Here is a 14,994-nt window from a genome sequence, read left to right on the forward strand (position 1 = left end):
TCTCCGGCCCCTGGCGCTTCAGCCCTCCGTCACTGCGCGGATGCAATCGTAAGCGACGTCGAGCAGCGTTTGCAGTTCTTCGGCGGAGATCGTCAGGGGCGGCATCAAGACGATCACGTCGCCCAGCGGACGGATGATGACGCTCCGCCTGCGCGCCTCGAGGATCACCCGATGTCCGATCCTCTTTTCAGGCGGGTAGCTCGCGCGTGCCTCCTTGTCGGCCGCCAGCTCGATGCCGGCCATCAGCCCCCATTGGCGCACGTCGCTCACGTGCTCGAGCGCGAGAAAATCGTCGGTCAGCCGCCGGCGCAGATAATCCACCCGCGGCGCCATGCGCTCGACGATACGGTCGCGTTCGAAGAGCTCCAGGTTGGCGATGGCGGCCGCGCACCCGAGCGGATTTCCGGTGTAGGTGTGGCCATGAAAGAAGGTTTTGTACTCGTGGTACTCGCCGAGAAACGCGGCGAAGATCTCCTCGGTGGCAAGCGTCGCCGCCAGCGGCAGGTAGCCGCCGGTAAGCCCCTTGGCAAGGCACAGGAGGTCGGGAGAGACCCCCGCGTGTTCGCTGGCGAACATTCGCCCGGTACGGCCGAAGCCCGTGGCAACCTCGTCGAGCACGAGCAGGATGCCGTGCTCCCGGCAGAGGTCGTGCAGCGCCCGGAGGTACTCGACGGGGTGGGCCCACATCCCGGCCGCGCCCTGCATCAACGGCTCCATCACGACGCCCGCGAGTGAATCTTTTTCCCGTGCGATCTTCTCCCGCGCCTCGGCGACGGCGGCGGCGAGCGCTTCGGCTTCGCTCATCCGCCGGTAATACCGGAAAATGTGGGGCGGCGTGAGGCGCACGACCGGAAAGAGCAGGCTCCGGTGAAAGCGGTGAAAGGTCTCCGAATATCCGAGGCTCATCGAGCCCACTGTATCCCCATGGTAGGACTCCGCCAGCGTGGCGAATCGGGTCCTCTGCAGCTCCCCTTTGAGCTGCCAGTACTGGACGGCCATTTTGAGGGCGATCTCGACTGCGGTGGCGCCGCTGTCGGAATAGAAAACCCGCTGCAGGCCCGGCGGCGCGATCTCCACGAGCTTTTGCGCGAGCTGGATGCCGGGGACGTGGCTCAATCCGAGAAACGTCGAGTGGGCGACGCGCTCGAGCTGTGTGCGGATCGCTTCGTCGATCTCCTTTTTCCTGTGGCCGTGAACGTTGCACCACAGCGAAGAGACGCCGTCCAGGTATTTCCGGCCGTGGATATCGACGAGGTAATGGCCGTCCGCCTGGCTGATAATGCAGGGCTCCTCCCCCATCCACTCCTGCATCTGGGTGAAGGGATGCCAGAGGTGGGCATGGTCCAGTTGCTTGAGGCGGTCCGAATAGAGTGTCATTTAGGATTCCCGAACTTGCTGGAAGACGTCCAGCGCCTGCCGAATCTGCTCCGGAGTGTGCGTTGCCATGACGGTGACCCGCAGGCGCGCGGTGCCGGGCGGCACCGTCGGCGGCCGGATCCCCTGAGCGAAAACCCCCCGTTGCAGCAGCCGCTCCGAAAGCCTCATGCACGCTCCCGCGTCGCCGACGATCACGGGGAAAATCTGACTCTCGCTTCGGCCGAGCGAGAAGCCCAGCGCCTGGAGTCCCGCGCGCAGCGCCTCGCAGTTTTGCCGCAGGGCCTGGCGGCGCTCGGGCTCTCTTGCGACCAGGTCGATGGCCGCGATACCCATCGCCATCACCGCGGGCGGCAGAGCCGTGGTAAAGATGAAGCTTCGGCAGCGGTTGACCAGCAGTTCGCGCAACTCGCGGCTCCCGGCGACGTAAGCGCCGAAGCCCCCCAGCGCTTTGCCCAACGTTCCCATCTGCACGGCCACGCGCTCCCCGAGGCCGAGCTTTCGAACCAGGCCAGCCCCGTCCGGCTCGTACACGCCGGTTGCGTGCGCCTCGTCGACCATCACCGCCGCGCCGTAGCGCTCGGCCAGATCGACGATGCCCTCGAGCGGCGCCTCGTCGCCGTCCATGCTGAACAGCGACTCGGTGACGATCAGCTTCCGCCCGCCGGGCCCGCAGGCCCGCAGCCCGTCCTCGAGCTGGTTCAAATCGCAGTGCCCGTAAACGACGGTTCGGGCGCGCGACAGGCGGCAGCCGTCGATGATGCTCGCGTGGTTCAGCGCGTCGCTGAAGATCGTGTCCCCTTCGCCGGCGAGCGTCGAGACGATCCCGGTGTTGGCCTGGAAGCCCGAATTGAACACCAGGGCCGCCTCCGTCCCCTTCAGGTGGGCGATCCTCCGCTCCAGCTCCTCGTGCAGCTCCATGTTCCCCGAGATGAGCCGGGAGGCGCCCGCGCCGCAGCCGTAGCGGTCGATCGCTTGCTTGGCGGCTTCCCGCAGCGCGGGATGGCCGGCCAACCCGAGGTAGTTGTTCGAGCAGAAGTTGAGCGCCCGACGACCGTCCACGGTCAGTACCGTATCCTGCTCCCCCTCGACCAGGCGGAGCCGGCGGTACTGCCCGGCGCGGGCGAGCCGGTCCAGTTCGTCTTGAATGAAATCGAGCGTCACGTCGACGTTGGGAAATTTTAATAATATACGGAGGCAAGGCCCGCAATACGGCCGTGCGTCACTCCTCGAAGCGGCGGTACTCCCTTTCCCTGCGCTTCGGCGTCCCGACGCCACTACGCTACCAGCTTTCGCAAAGGTGTGCTATTTGAGTGCGAGCCGCCGTTCTTTTCGTTTGCGACCCGGCGTTTTTGCGACCCGGCGTTTTCGACGGGAGCAGGAATACTCAGCAGGCAATGAACCCCATCGGTCCGCTGATTCTCACGGCGTCCGACGTTCGGTGGCCTCACACTGTCGAGCGGAGACTGAATGTCGCCGCTCCCTCCCGGCTCTGGGCGGTCGGCGATACCGAAATCCTCTCGCTGCGGAAGGTCGGGCTGTTTTGTTCCGAGCGCTGTCCCGATGAGGCGGCGCTTGCCGCCCGAAAAGCCCTGCAAAGACTTGACGCGGACAGCCGGGTGGTCGTCAGCGGCTTTCAATCCCCCGTCGAAAAGGATTGCCTGCGAATTCTTCTCGAAGCCGGACGGCCGGCGATCGTTTGTCCCGCCCGCTCGCTGCAAAAGGTGCGGCTCCCGGACGACTGGCTGCGGGCCCTGGAGGCGGGCCGGCTCCTCCTCCTTTCCCGTTTTGAAAAGACGCGCCGCGCGGACAAAGAGACCGCGCGCCGGCGAAACGAGCTGGTTGCCGCGCTTTCCGACGAGATACTGATCATCCATGCCGAGCCCGGCGGACAGGTCGAGCGCATCTCGGCCCTGGCGGAGCGCTGGCGCGTTCCGAGGCTCGAGCTGGGCTCCGCCCGTTGAGGCGAGCGGATAACGGGGCGTCTTCATCGCAGAATCGGAAGACCTCTGTTAGAATCGAGCGACGGCCAGCCGCGACCGGTCAAGATCACGCGAGGGCGAAAGATCCATGGCCAAGCCCAAGATCATTTACACCTGCCAGAGCTGCGGCCATCAGTCGCCGAAGTGGCTCGGGAAATGTCCCGACTGCAACCAGTGGAACAGCCTGGTCGAGGAGCGGCAGGAGCGGGCCGCGCATCCGCGCGGCGAGCTCAGCCTCGGGAGCCGGGAGGATCCATCGCCGATCCACGAGATCGATATGGAGGAGAGCGGCCGCACGCTGACCGGTATCGGAGAGCTGGACCGCGTTCTGGGAGGCGGGCTGGTCCCCGGCTCGGTGATTCTGATCGGCGGCGATCCCGGCATCGGCAAATCCACGCTCCTCCTCCAGGCCTTTGCCGCCGTGAGCCGCCAGGGGCTCACCTGCCTCTACGTTTCGGGCGAGGAGTCGCGCCAGCAGATCAAGATGCGCGCGGAGCGGCTCGGCATCGCCGCGCCCAATCTGCTCATCCTGAGCGAGACGTCTCTGGAGCGGATCCTCGATCAGGTGAAGCGCGTCAAGCCCGACGTCCTTGTCGTCGACTCGATCCAGACGATCTTCACCTCCTCGATCCCATCGGCTCCGGGAAGCATCGCTCAGGTGCGGGAAAGCTCGGGCTCGATCATCGTGGTCGCCAAGAAGACCGGGCTGACCACCTTCTTGATTGGCCACGTCACCAAGGACGGCGCCATCGCCGGTCCCCGGGTCCTCGAGCATATGGTCGACACCGTGCTCTACTTCGAAGGAGACCGCGGCCACAGCTTTCGCATCCTGCGCGCCGTCAAGAACCGTTTCGGCTCGACCAACGAGATCGGTGTCTTCGAGATGAAGGAAGAAGGGCTCAAAGAGGTCGCCAACCCCTCCGAGATCTTTCTCATGGAGCGACCGCTCGAAGTGCCGGGGTCGGCGGTGGTCTGCAGCATGGAGGGGACCCGGCCGATCCTGGTCGAGTTGCAGGCGCTGGTCAGCCGCTCGTTTCTCGCCGTGCCCCGGCGCACCACGATCGGAGTCGATCACAACCGCGTCGCGCTGCTGGTCGCCGTGCTGGAGAAAAAGATGGGGGCCAAGCTCTTCGATCAGGACATCTTCGTCAACGTCGCTGGCGGCGTTCAGATCGATGAGCCGGCCGTGGACCTCGGCATCGTCGCCGCGGTGGCTTCGAGCTACCGCGAGACCGTGATCGACCCCAAGACCGTTTTCTTCGGCGAGGTGGGGCTCGCGGGCGAAGTGCGCGCCGTCACCCAGGTCGAGGCCCGGGTCAGAGAAGCCGGCAAGCTCGGCTTCGAGCGCTGCATCCTGCCCTCCAGCAACGCTTCCCAGCTCAAGCACATCTCCCGGCCGAAGCTCACGGGCGTAGGCTCGCTCCGGGACTGCTGGAAAATCCTCTTCTAGCCGTCGCGGTCGACCTCTCGGCCTCTTGTATTGCGGCGCCGGTGGCGACGATACCGTGCTTTCCCTTTCACGCGGCCCTGGGGAAGACCACGACGGGCTCATCAAGAAGGTGGATTCCAAGGCCCGATCTGAAGGCGTGTGGTTTTGACGGCCCTAACCGTCCCGGCTGCCACATGGGCCGAGCTTTGGCCAAAGTGCCGGCGCTGCTTCTTGAATCGGGGGCTGCCAAACGAGTGCCGCTGCCAGCGTGGTTAGCTCCGGCCGATGGGCTCCTCGGTCCTGCCGGTCGGGTATAACGGGGCTATACGGATCGGTATATTGCGTCCATACAGCGCCATGATTTCCTTTGACAACTTGCAGAGAACACAGGAGAATCTGCCCATCCGACAGCGACTTGGACAGCGAAATATACTGGTCGGTATAGTCAATAGTTAGACGCGCCTGAGCCACGCGCATGCATGATCGCCGAATGAGGTAGACCTTGGCGAAGCGAAAGAACAACGCGCAGACAGGCGACACCACCGGCGCCACCGTCGGCTACGATGCCGAACTGTGGAAGATGGCCGATGCCCTCCGAGACTCGATGGACGCCGCCGATTACAAGCACGTGGTCCTCGGCCTGATCTTCCTGAAATACATTTCCGATGCGTTCGAAGAGCAGCACAAAAAGCTCGAAGCCGAACGCGCACAGGGCGCTGACCCCGAGGACCCGGACAAATACCGCGCCCTGAGCATCTTTTGGGGGCCGCCGGAAGCGCGGTGGGCACATCTAAAGGCACAGGCCCGCCAGGCCGACGAGAACTGTGATGGTGACGAAGAACGAGATCCTCACCAGCCTCGACCCGGACGACTTCATCCTCGTGCTGGTGGAGCTCTTTGACGGGGACCAGCACTGGGTTCGTCACCTGCGCCGGCCGTTCCAGCGCGAGGGACTTCGGGGGTCACGAGCGTCAACTACGACTTCGCCGAATTGCTCGCTCGGGCGGACGCGCCGCGATGAGCCCGCGGCCCGGCGGCGCGGCGATCTGCTTGCTTTAACTTGCAAGGAATGATTATCATACCGGCGTGGAATCGGCCGCTGGGTCCGCTCCTCTCCCCCGGGCAGCCGCCCGGGCACTCTCGGACGCGCTACGGGTCTCACCCGTGGTCGTGCTGCTCGGTGCGCGCCAGACCGGCAAGACCACGCTGGTTCGCTCGCACCCCGAACTCGCCGCACGGCCGTACCTCACGCTCGACGATCTTGCGCTCCGGCTTCAGGCCGAGGCCGACCCCGAGGCGGTGGTGGCACGAGCGCCGGCGCTCGTGCTCGACGAGGTCCAGCGAGCGAAAGACCTGCTCATCGCCGTCAAGCGGGCCGTGGACCGCGACCGTCCGCGCCGGCTCGGCCGCTTCATACTCACCGGTTCGGCGAACCTGCTCATGCTGCGGCGGATCGGCGAGACCCTGGCGGGTCGTGCGAGCTACGTCACGCTGTGGCCACTTACGGTCGGTGAGCTCTCCGGCTCCGGCCGCACCGGCCTCTGGCGCGAGCTGCTCGGTACCCGCTTCGCAAAGTGGCGTGAAATCCTTGCGTGCGCCCGTGCCGCGGCGCACGACTGGCGGGAAGCCGTGCGCCGCGGCGGCTTCCCGGTGCCGGCGCACGAGCTCGCGGACTCGGGGCAGCGCGCGCACTGGTTCGCAGGCTACGTCCAGACGTACCTCGAACGGGACCTTCCGGAGCTGCGCGCGGTGGAGAACTTGGCGGACTTTCGCCGGCTTGCGCAGGCGGCCTGCCAGCGTACCGGCTCGCTCCTCAACCAGGCCGAGCTTGGCCGCGACGTGGGCCTGAGCCAGCCGCAGGTACACCGCTTCTTGAACGTGCTCGAAGCGAGCTACCTCGCGGTGCGGCTTCCGGCCTTCGCGGTCAACCGCACGAAGCGCCTCATCAAGGCGCCGAAGCTCTACTGGTACGACACGGCGCTCGCGCTGCACCTGTCGGGCGAGACCGAGCCGCGCGGCGCACACCTCGAAAATCTCGTGCTCCTCGATCTGTTCGCCTGGCGCGAGCTCCAGACCCCGCGGCCCGAGGTGCTCTACTGGCGCACGGCCGACGGCGCCGAGGTTGACTTCGTCATCGAGACCCCTGGCCGGCTTTTGCCCATCGAGGTCAAGACATCCAAGCGAGTGCTGCCGCGCGATGCGAAGGGTCTGGAGACCTTCCTCGACGAGTACCCCCGTGAGAGCGACGGAGGACTGCTGCTCTACGACGGCGACGAGGTCTTTCCGCTGACGCGGCGCGTCCTTGCGGTCCCCTGGTGGAGGGTGCTGTGAAGAAGCTCATCGATGTCGCGCTGCCGCTCGACGCGATCAACGAGGCGTCGGCGCGTGAGAAATCCATCCGCCCCCGGTATCGCTCCGCGCTGTGTCGGAGCACTGCGCGTTGGCCAGACCGAGGCTCAAGATGCTGACGAGACTGCGCATCCACAATTTCAAGCTGTTCGAGGACGTGGAGATCGAACTCGCCGCACGCGTGGTGTTCGTCGGTCCCAACAACTCGGGCAAAACCTCAGCGCTGCAGGCGCTCGCGCTCTGGAATGCGGGTGTAAGGCGTTGGGTCGAACGGCGCGGGTCCGGCAACATTCCCAAGGAGCGCGCCGGCGTCACGCTCAACCGCCGCGACCTTGTCGCCTTGCCGGTGCCCGCCGCCAACCTGCTGTGGCGTGATCTGCACGTGCGCGAGGGCTATCGTCACGGGGGCAAGTCGAGGACGCGCAACGTCCTGATCAAGATCGACGTGGACGGAATCGACGCGGGCCAGGTCTGGACCACCGGCCTGGAATTCGACTATGCGAACGAGGAGTCCTTTTACTGCCGCTCGCGGCTGGGCACAGACGGGCGACGGCTCGAACTTCCCGCTGCGGCAGCCGAGGTCCGTCTCGCCTATCTGCCGCCGATGTCGGGGTTGGCCGCCAGCGAGACGCGGCTCGATGAAGGTGCGATCCAGGTTCGGCTCGGCGAAGGCAGGACCGCCGAGGTGCTGCGCAATCTGTGTTGGCAGGCGCTGCAGCGCGGTGACGATGCGTGGCCACGCATCGTCGAGCGGATGGAAATGCTGTTCGGCGTCAAGCTCGACGACCCGCAGTACGTCCGCGAGCGGGGCGAAATCGTCATGACTTTCCGCACGCCGCGCGGCATTCGCCTGGACCTTTCCGCCAGCGGGCGGGGCCAGCAGCAGACGCTACTGTTGTTGGCGCACATGAGCGCGAATCCGGGCGCCGTGTTACTGCTGGACGAGCCCGACGCGCACCTGGAAGTGCTGCGGCAGCGCCAGATCTACGACGTGTTGACCCGCACGGCCGCAGAAACCGGCAGCCAGATCATTGCGGCGAGCCATTCGGAGGTGATCCTGAACGAAGCGGCCGACCGCGACACCGTCATCGCCTTCGTCGGCCGTCCGCATCGCATAGACGATCGCGGCAGCCAGGTGCTCAAGGCGCTCAAGGACATCGGCTTCGAGCATTACGTGCAAGCGGAAGAAACGGGCTGGGTTCTCTATCTCGAGGGTTCGACCGATCTCGCCATTCTGCGCGCATTCGCCGAGGCGCTGGCGCATCCGGCGGCTGAATTGTTGGCCCGGCCGTTCGTTTACTACGTCGCCAACCAGCCCGGCCAGGCACGGCATCATTTTTACGGCCTGCGCGAGGCCAAGCCCGACCTCAAGGGAATTGCGCTTTACGACCGCCTGAGCCAGCCGCTCGCCGACGACCCCAACCTCGTACAACTGAGCTGGCGCCGGCGCGAGATCGAAAACTACCTTTGCCAGCGCGACACACTGCTCGCCTGGGCGCAGGCGATGGGCGAACGCGAGGGGGATGAGCTGTTCGGCTCCACGTGGCGCCGGACCATGGAAGAAACCCTTGACGAGATCGCCCGTGCACTCGCGGCGCTCGGCAAGCCCGCGCCCGACAGCGCGGACCTCAAGGCGAGCGACGACTTCCTCGATCCGCTATTTCGCAAGTTCTTCGAGAAGCTCTCTCTTCCGAACCTGATGGCGAAGACCGACTACCACACGCTGGCCCGCTTCGTGCCGGTCGCGCAGCTCGATCCCGAGGTGCGCGAGAAGCTCGACTGCGTCGTCGAAGTAGCGAACCAGGCCCGGCCCGCGAGAGGACTAGACGAATCAAAAAGAAACTGATCGAGGTCGCTCTGCCTCTCGAAATTGTCAACACGGCCGCCGTAGATGAGAAAGGTAATCCGTTTCTAAAAGGGCACCCGAGGAATCTTCACCAGTGGTGGGCGCGGCGGCCGTTGGCGGCGGCGCGGGCGGAGATCTTCGCGCAGATGGTGGACGACCCCTCGGCGCAGTCGGACCTCTTTGTGGGAAAACACCACGAACGAAGCCGTGCTCGCGCGGGCGCGGTACGAAATCTGGAAGAGCTGGCGCCGGGACTGTGCCGAGCACCGGGATCATTCTGGGGCGGCCGAGCTTTTCGACCCCGACAGGCTGCCTGCCTATCACAACCCCTTCGCGGGCGGCGGTAGCCTGCCGCGGGAGGGGCAGCGGCTGGGACTGGAGCACTATGCGAGCGATCTGAATCCGGTGGCGGTGCTGATCAACAAGGCGATGATCGAAATCCCGCTGCGCTTCGCGGGTCGGCCGCCGGTGAACCCGCAAACGCGCAAGGAAAAGTCGCTGATCGCGCGCGTGGCGTGGCGCGCAGGGCTTGGCCGAGGACGTGCGCTACTACGGCCAGTGGACGCGCGACGAGGCGGAAAAACGCATTGGCCATTTGTACCCCAAGGTCGAGGTCACCACCGAGATGGCCACGGGCCGGCCGGACCTTAAGCCCTACGTGGGCCGCAAGCTGAAGGTGATCCCCTGGCCATGGGCGCGCACGGTCAAAAGCCCCAACCCAGCCTTCGCACACGTGGAAGTCCCGATCGCTTCGACCTTCATGATCTCGACGAAGGCCGGCAAGGAGGTTTACGTCGAGCCGGTGATCGAGGATGGCGGCTACCGCTTCACGGTGAAGATCGGCAAGCGGACGGGTCAGGAGGCGGCGAAGAATGGAACGAAGCTTGTGGAGCTTGGACAGTAGACACGCGGGACCACCGAGATTTCTGGCGCGGCCCTTGAAAAGTACCTCGGGGCGGAGAAAAATAGAGCGAAAGTCGTCGATCCGGGTCTGGCACACAACTAGGTGCTAGTAGAAACGGTGTCGAGGCCGTCGGCGGCTTTTCTAAGTAAGTCAAAAAACCAGCGTTGCCGGAGTGGTGGAATGGCAGACGCGCCGGACTCAAAATCCGGTGGGGGCAACCCCGTGAGGGTTCAAGTCCCTCCTCCGGCACCATGAAAATCACGTCCAGGTTTCCGGGAAAAGCGTCGAAAGAGCGCGTGGTCGGTCCCGGGTAATCATCCAGGCCTTCACACGATACCAGTACACCCGACGACCCGGGTTGCCTTCGGTTCGAGCGCACGTCCGCCGGGCGATGGCTCCTCCCTTCCCCCTCGGCCGCCAGAACCCTCGCAAGCGGCCGCCGAAGGGCGAATCAAATTTGCTACGCTCCGTCGCCGGATTACCACCACGGCTGCGGTTTGCCTTTCTGCTTTCTTGGTTCTTAACCTTTATCGTTGATACCTTACGCTGCTCTGAAGTCGTCGAGCGATGGCATGGCCCTTGCCATTGCACACGGGCGAACGACCTGGCGGCTCGTCCGGTTTGCCACGGAGCTAGCCCGGCCGGACGTGGACGTTATCGTGACCTTCAGCGCCGGCGTGACCGCCGCCAAACGGGCCACGGGAGTCATTCCGATCGTGATGGCTACGAGCCAGGATCCGCTGCGGACCGGATTCGTCGCCAGCCTTGCACGGCCCGGGGGAAACCTGGCGGGCATAACGTTCCTTACGGACGAGCTGTCCGGTAAGCGCCTCGAGCTGCTCAAAGAAACGATGCCCGGCGTTTCCCGCGTTGCGATCCTGTGGGAGCCGGCCCACGTCGACAACGAACTCAAGGGGATGCTGGCGGTGGCGCCCGCTCTCGGCCTCCATCTTCAGTCCGTGGAGATACCGCGGCCGGCCCGGGCTGACGAGGTCGAAAGAGCGGTTCGTGCCGCGCTGGAGGCCCGCGCGGAGGCGCTCGTCCTCGCCCCGGGCGGATTCACCATTCCCAACCGGAGGCGTCTGATCGATCTCGCCGTCAGGAACCGTTTGCCGGTATTTTCGGCATGGAAAATTTTCAGCGACGAGGGGGCGGTTCTGACCTACGGACCGACCCTGGAAACCGCCCGGCGCGTCGGGTATTACGTCGACAGGATCCTGAAGGGCGCCAGGCCCGCCGATTTGCCGATCGAGCAGCCCAGGACCTTCGAGCTGGTGATCAACCTCAAGGCCGCCAGACAGCTTGGGCTCGATGTTCCGCAGCCGCTGCTCGCCCGCGCGGACAGGGTGATCAGGTAGCGCGAGAAATTCTCAGCGACCGGCGCAGCCGCCGCTCCGCCGCTTGCGTCCGTATGGGTACCGGCCCGGGCGCTCAGGCGATCTCGAAGGGAATCTGGGTCGGCCCGTCGCCGCGGGAGTACTCGTTGGTTCTCGCGTCGTAGCGCCCTTGCGGTGTTCGGCCCGCGACGCGCACGGACCGCACGATGACCGCGACGGAGCGGCCCGGGCCGCCCTTTTCGGAGTGAACGGCGTACGGGGGCACGAGATCGACTTTCCCGGGACGTCCTTCGGTGACGCTTTCCAGCTCGATCACGGCGTAGCCTTCCTTTTCCCCGGGGTCGACCCGGCGATAACGCTCGAGCCATTCGCTTCCGTCCAGCACGCCGTAAGCGGTCCACGCGTGCGCGTGGTCGTGAATGCGGCCGTCGCGGCCCGGAACGCGCACCACCGCGTTGACGACGAAGCCGTAATCGGGATCTTCGTAGAGCAGGAGGTTCCTGTGCCCCTCGGTCGAGGGCCAGCTCCTGGAGTGCTCGCGCATCGCCGGATCGGCCACCAGCTTTTCGAGCAGCATCTTGGCCTGCTTCATTCGTTTTTCGGTGTCGTCCACCGACGCCCAGACGGCGCGCAGATCCTGGATGAACTTTTCGAAGATCGGCAAGCGATTCGACATGGCGATTCCTCCTCGCAGCACCGCTTATAGCGCGCAAGCGCGGCGCTTGCCAAGGGCGGGACGGCCAAGAGGGACCGGCGGGTCATGCCGAAGCGAGAGAAGGGGGGAAGGGTGGCGGGTGGCGGGAGCCGGACGCGGTCCTTAATTTAGCGCCTCAGCTCGTCGAAGCGCCGCCGCAGCCGCTCACGTTGATCGCTGGGAAGCTTCTGCCAGCGATCCCACTCCTCGCGCAGACGTTCCTTGTCCTTGGGGGGAAGAGTCTGCCATCTCTCGTAGTTGCGCCGCACCTTTTCCTTCTCCCGCGGGCTCAGGTCGTTCCAGCGCGAGCCCGAGTCCCGGCTCCAGGCGGCCCCGGGCAGGAAAAGCGTCAACGCTACCAGCAAGAGACCTAAAGTATTTCGACAGCTTCGAGCCATCGTACGTTCAGAGGTTACGCGATTGTCCCGATTCCAGCCTCGACCCGTCCTGCTGCTCGAGCTGGATCCACGCCTCCACCAGGTCCATCGACTTGAAGAACTCCAGCTTGTTCGCGTCCGACAGGATCTCCTGAGGAATCGGTTCCGGCTGCCGCGCCTTGTTCCACTTCAGGCTCGTGAGCGTCAGCCCAAGACCCAAAACCACCGCCATGGCCGTCCCGAAAGCCGGAATCGCCCACGACCGCATCGGCGCCAGGAACTCTTTCCACCACGAGCGGCGCTCCTGATAGGCCGAAAGCTTGGCCACCATTTCCCGGTAATAGTCGTCCCAGAAGCTCTCCGGCAGCGGGTCGCTCTTGGCCATCGCCGGAAGCAGGCGGCGCAGGTCGTCGAGAAAACCGCGGCACGAGACGCACCGTTCCACGTGAGCCTCGACGCGCGGCCGATCCCCGGCCTCGAGCTCGCCGTAATAATAGAGCACCAGGTCTTCCGCAAGCTGCTTGCAGCTCCTTCCTTTCGGCGATTTTCCAAACGGCATCATCCGACTCTCCTAAACGAACTCCAGCAGACTTTGCCTGAGCGCCGCCACCGCGCGGTGGAGATAGACCCGCACCGTTCCCTCGGTGGTCTTGAGAACCTTGGCGATGTCCGCAATCGAAAGCCCCTGGTGGTTGCGGAGGAGGAACGCCGTGCGCTGCTTCTTCGGCATTGCTTTGAGCGTTTCGTCGGCCCGTCGTCTGGCTTCCACCGCGATGGCTTCGCCGTCGGGCGAAGACGCGGTGTCGACCAGCTCTTTGAGCTCCGGGCCCTCATCGGTCTCCCTTTCCAGTCGCTGCCAGATCACCCTGCCCCGGCGCCGGGTATAGTCCAGACAGAGATTCACCACCAGGCGATAGAACCATGTATAGAAGCTGGAGCGGCCGTCGAACTGCCTGATCCGTGAAAAGGCGCGCAAGAATGCTTCCTGAGAGAGGTCCTTGGCGTCCTCCACGTCACGGGTGAAATCCATCGCGATGCGAAACGCTTTTTGCATGTACCGCGAGACCAGTATCTCGAAGACCTCCGCCCGGCCCTGCTGGCACAAAGCCACCAGCTCCTCGTCCCGAGCGTTCTGGAGAGAGGATCTATCCATGGATCGTCACGAACCCGTTCCACCTCGGGCCGGCAGCGCCTTACACGCGGTTAGACGCGCCACCCTTGGATAAGTTACTTCGTCGCCCTCCCGGTTTCGGGGAGAAAAGGCCTGAAAAGAGGCCCCCGGCACCCGGGCTGCCGGGGCACAGGTCGGAAAGAGTTGATGCGAGGCCGGCTAGCGGCCGGTCGCCAGGCCGATTACGTTTTCGATGATGTCGAGGATCCGGTTGGTCCGCCGGTCCAGCAATATCACGTCGCGTTCGATGATCACCCGTTCCCAGTACTCGGGCAGAGCCGGCAGGCGCCGGCGCAGGTCGACGGGAAGGGGCTCGAGCCGCTTCTGCAGACCCGGCGGGAGCGTGCCGTTTTTCTCCAGGTGCTTTTGGAGCCCGGGGGGCAACTTGCCTTTTTTCGCCAAACCCGGCGGGAGGCCCTTCCTCGATGAAAGCTGCCGGCGGTAGTATTCCTCGATGATCCGGCGCTCTTCGGGCAGAAAGTAAGATGGACGATCCTTGTCGCTGAACCCTCTGGCCGCGCCCGCCAGGGAAAGAGTCAGGAACAGGAAGGACAACAGCGCCGCCCCGATGGCCCCGCCGCCGGGACGAAGCAGATGAGAGTTCATTTCGATTTCCTTTCCGGCCTCACTTGTTATGGCCCTTGGCATTCGCGGAGTTCCCGTGCCCGCCCGCGCTCACGACGCCCCCGCCCACTGCGGAGCCGGAACCGGTGACAATCCCCTTTCCGTGGCCGTAGGCGTTTCCGCCCCCGGGGCGGCCCGAGGCGCTCACGATACCTTCACCAGAGCTTTTCTTCCCCGCGCCCACGTTCGTCCCGCCCTGCGGTTTACCGCCGGCCGAGACGATCCCGCTCTGCGACTTCCCGTGAGGCTTGCCTGCGGTCGCCGCCGCAGCTCCCGTAGTGTTAGACGTCGTCGTGGCGGCGCTGGCCAGGTTCTGGTTGGCGCTTTTCATGCCGCTGATGACCGGCCCGAGCTTGAAGCCCAGCTTCTGGGCGATCTGTCCCCAGCCCATGTTCTGGCTTCGCAGGGTGAGAATCCCGTCCAGCGTCTGGGTCGTTGCCGTGGGTCCGGAACCCACGGTGATCGTCCCCCCGGTAAGCGCCGCCTGCAGTTGCTCCGGGGTCGGTTGCGTGATGCCCATCTGGCTCAGCTGCTGTTTTGCCAGGGCCAGGGAGATGTAGACGTTGCCGAAGCCCATTTTCCCCGTCGGAGGATTGATGATGGTCTGGCTCAAGGTCGTGGTTCCCGGCGTCGGCCCCGGCACCGTGCTGGTCAGGATGATCGGCGTTCCGTTTCTCAGGCCGCTGACCACCGTCGGTGCGTCCGCGCCGAGAAAAGAAGAAAAATCGTTGCTGATCTTGCCGACGACGTTGCTTTCCCCGCGATGGGCGGCGAGCGTGTTCATTCGCGCGGCTTCGGTGTTGAGCGTTGCCGTCGTATCCGCCCCGGCCTGCGACTGCACCCCGATCGCCAGGATCGCGGCTCCCAAAAGCGCCTTCGTTTTCATTATTGCGCCCTCCCCTTTCGT

At 65.0% G+C, this 14,994-nt stretch carries 13 protein-coding genes, 1 tRNA gene and 2 pseudogenes; 8 read left to right on the forward strand and 8 right to left on the reverse strand.

Annotation, left to right across the window (positions count from 1 at the left end):
- Positions 1 to 18: 18 nt before the first annotated feature.
- Positions 19 to 1,377, reverse strand: a complete 1,359-nt coding sequence (gene bioA, locus VNN77_02595; protein HXG50279.1) for an adenosylmethionine--8-amino-7-oxononanoate transaminase — start codon at positions 1,375 to 1,377, stop codon at positions 19 to 21.
- Complete coding sequence (gene bioF, locus VNN77_02600) at positions 1,378 to 2,538, reverse strand: 8-amino-7-oxononanoate synthase (protein HXG50280.1); 1,161 nt, start codon at positions 2,536 to 2,538, stop codon at positions 1,378 to 1,380.
- A 233-nt stretch (positions 2,539 to 2,771) separates the two neighbouring features.
- Between bioF and VNN77_02605 the strand changes: the two genes are divergently transcribed.
- The 8 genes and pseudogenes from VNN77_02605 to VNN77_02640 all read left to right on the forward strand — a co-directional run bounded on the left by VNN77_02605 (position 2,772) and on the right by VNN77_02640 (position 11,242).
- Entirely contained in the window at positions 2,772 to 3,338 is a 567-nt protein-coding gene (locus VNN77_02605) for a DNA-processing protein DprA (protein ID HXG50281.1), read from the forward strand.
- Positions 3,339 to 3,444: 106 nt separating this feature from the next.
- Positions 3,445 to 4,806 (forward strand): DNA repair protein RadA, encoded by a 1,362-nt coding sequence (radA, locus tag VNN77_02610; protein ID HXG50282.1) that lies wholly within the window; start codon positions 3,445 to 3,447, stop codon positions 4,804 to 4,806.
- A 481-nt stretch (positions 4,807 to 5,287) separates the two neighbouring features.
- Positions 5,288 to 5,593, forward strand: a pseudogene (locus tag VNN77_02615) (type I restriction-modification system subunit M N-terminal domain-containing protein).
- 356 nt (positions 5,594 to 5,949) lie between these two features.
- Positions 5,950 to 7,116 (forward strand): ATP-binding protein, encoded by a 1,167-nt coding sequence (locus VNN77_02620; protein HXG50283.1) that lies wholly within the window; start codon positions 5,950 to 5,952, stop codon positions 7,114 to 7,116.
- A 130-nt stretch (positions 7,117 to 7,246) separates the two neighbouring features.
- A complete protein-coding gene (locus VNN77_02625; GenBank protein ID HXG50284.1) occupies positions 7,247 to 8,980 on the forward strand; it encodes an AAA family ATPase in 1,734 nt (577 codons plus the stop codon).
- Positions 8,965 to 9,863, forward strand: a pseudogene (locus VNN77_02630) (DUF1156 domain-containing protein). The gene VNN77_02625 and the pseudogene VNN77_02630 overlap by 16 nt, the downstream one beginning before the upstream one ends.
- Positions 9,864 to 10,050: 187 nt before the next feature.
- Positions 10,051 to 10,136: transfer RNA gene (locus VNN77_02635), tRNA-Leu, on the forward strand.
- A 320-nt stretch (positions 10,137 to 10,456) separates the two neighbouring features.
- Positions 10,457 to 11,242: an ABC transporter substrate-binding protein gene (locus VNN77_02640; protein HXG50285.1), complete on the forward strand. Its 786-nt coding sequence runs from the start codon at positions 10,457 to 10,459 to the stop codon at positions 11,240 to 11,242.
- Between the two features lie 73 nt (positions 11,243 to 11,315).
- Here VNN77_02640 and VNN77_02645 read toward each other — a convergent pair whose 3' ends face one another.
- The 6 genes from VNN77_02645 to VNN77_02670 all read right to left on the reverse strand — a co-directional run bounded on the left by VNN77_02645 (position 11,316) and on the right by VNN77_02670 (position 14,973).
- Complete coding sequence (locus VNN77_02645; protein ID HXG50286.1) at positions 11,316 to 11,897, reverse strand: hypothetical protein; 582 nt, start codon at positions 11,895 to 11,897, stop codon at positions 11,316 to 11,318.
- Positions 11,898 to 12,043: 146 nt separating this feature from the next.
- Positions 12,044 to 12,280 carry a DUF3106 domain-containing protein gene (locus VNN77_02650; protein ID HXG50287.1) on the reverse strand — a complete coding sequence of 79 codons (237 nt, stop codon included), beginning with the start codon at positions 12,278 to 12,280 and terminating at the stop codon, positions 12,044 to 12,046.
- Positions 12,281 to 12,320: 40 nt separating this feature from the next.
- A complete protein-coding gene (locus tag VNN77_02655) occupies positions 12,321 to 12,854 on the reverse strand; it encodes a zf-HC2 domain-containing protein (GenBank protein HXG50288.1) in 534 nt (177 codons plus the stop codon).
- A 9-nt stretch (positions 12,855 to 12,863) separates the two neighbouring features.
- Positions 12,864 to 13,445 (reverse strand): sigma-70 family RNA polymerase sigma factor, encoded by a 582-nt coding sequence (locus VNN77_02660; GenBank protein ID HXG50289.1) that lies wholly within the window; start codon positions 13,443 to 13,445, stop codon positions 12,864 to 12,866.
- 177 nt (positions 13,446 to 13,622) lie between these two features.
- Positions 13,623 to 14,069: a hypothetical protein gene (locus tag VNN77_02665; protein ID HXG50290.1), complete on the reverse strand. Its 447-nt coding sequence runs from the start codon at positions 14,067 to 14,069 to the stop codon at positions 13,623 to 13,625.
- 19 nt (positions 14,070 to 14,088) lie between these two features.
- Positions 14,089 to 14,973, reverse strand: coding sequence for a hypothetical protein (locus VNN77_02670; protein ID HXG50291.1), 885 nt, complete (start codon positions 14,971 to 14,973; stop codon positions 14,089 to 14,091).
- Positions 14,974 to 14,994 lie beyond the last annotated feature (21 nt).

It is taken from the genome of Candidatus Zixiibacteriota bacterium (genome assembly GCA_035574315.1).
Lineage (GTDB): Bacteria > Desulfobacterota > Binatia > UBA9968 > UBA9968 > DATLYW01.

What these genes read in the sequence shown, in the direction of transcription:
- VNN77_02655 (HXG50288.1), bottom strand. Translation starts at nt 12,854, where the DNA reads ATGATGCCGTTTGGAAAATCGCCGAAAGGAAGGAGCTGCAAGCAGCTT.
- VNN77_02625 (HXG50284.1), top strand. Translation starts at nt 7,247, where the DNA reads ATGCTGACGAGACTGCGCATCCACAATTTCAAGCTGTTCGAGGACGTG.
- radA (HXG50282.1), top strand. Translation starts at nt 3,445, where the DNA reads ATGGCCAAGCCCAAGATCATTTACACCTGCCAGAGCTGCGGCCATCAG.
- VNN77_02645 (HXG50286.1), bottom strand. Translation starts at nt 11,897, where the DNA reads ATGTCGAATCGCTTGCCGATCTTCGAAAAGTTCATCCAGGATCTGCGC.
- VNN77_02670 (HXG50291.1), bottom strand. Translation starts at nt 14,973, where the DNA reads ATGAAAACGAAGGCGCTTTTGGGAGCCGCGATCCTGGCGATCGGGGTG.
- VNN77_02665 (HXG50290.1), bottom strand. Translation starts at nt 14,069, where the DNA reads ATGAACTCTCATCTGCTTCGTCCCGGCGGCGGGGCCATCGGGGCGGCG.
- bioA (HXG50279.1), bottom strand. Translation starts at nt 1,377, where the DNA reads ATGACACTCTATTCGGACCGCCTCAAGCAACTGGACCATGCCCACCTC.
- VNN77_02660 (HXG50289.1), bottom strand. Translation starts at nt 13,445, where the DNA reads ATGGATAGATCCTCTCTCCAGAACGCTCGGGACGAGGAGCTGGTGGCT.
- VNN77_02640 (HXG50285.1), top strand. Translation starts at nt 10,457, where the DNA reads ATGGCCCTTGCCATTGCACACGGGCGAACGACCTGGCGGCTCGTCCGG.
- VNN77_02605 (HXG50281.1), top strand. Translation starts at nt 2,772, where the DNA reads ATGAACCCCATCGGTCCGCTGATTCTCACGGCGTCCGACGTTCGGTGG.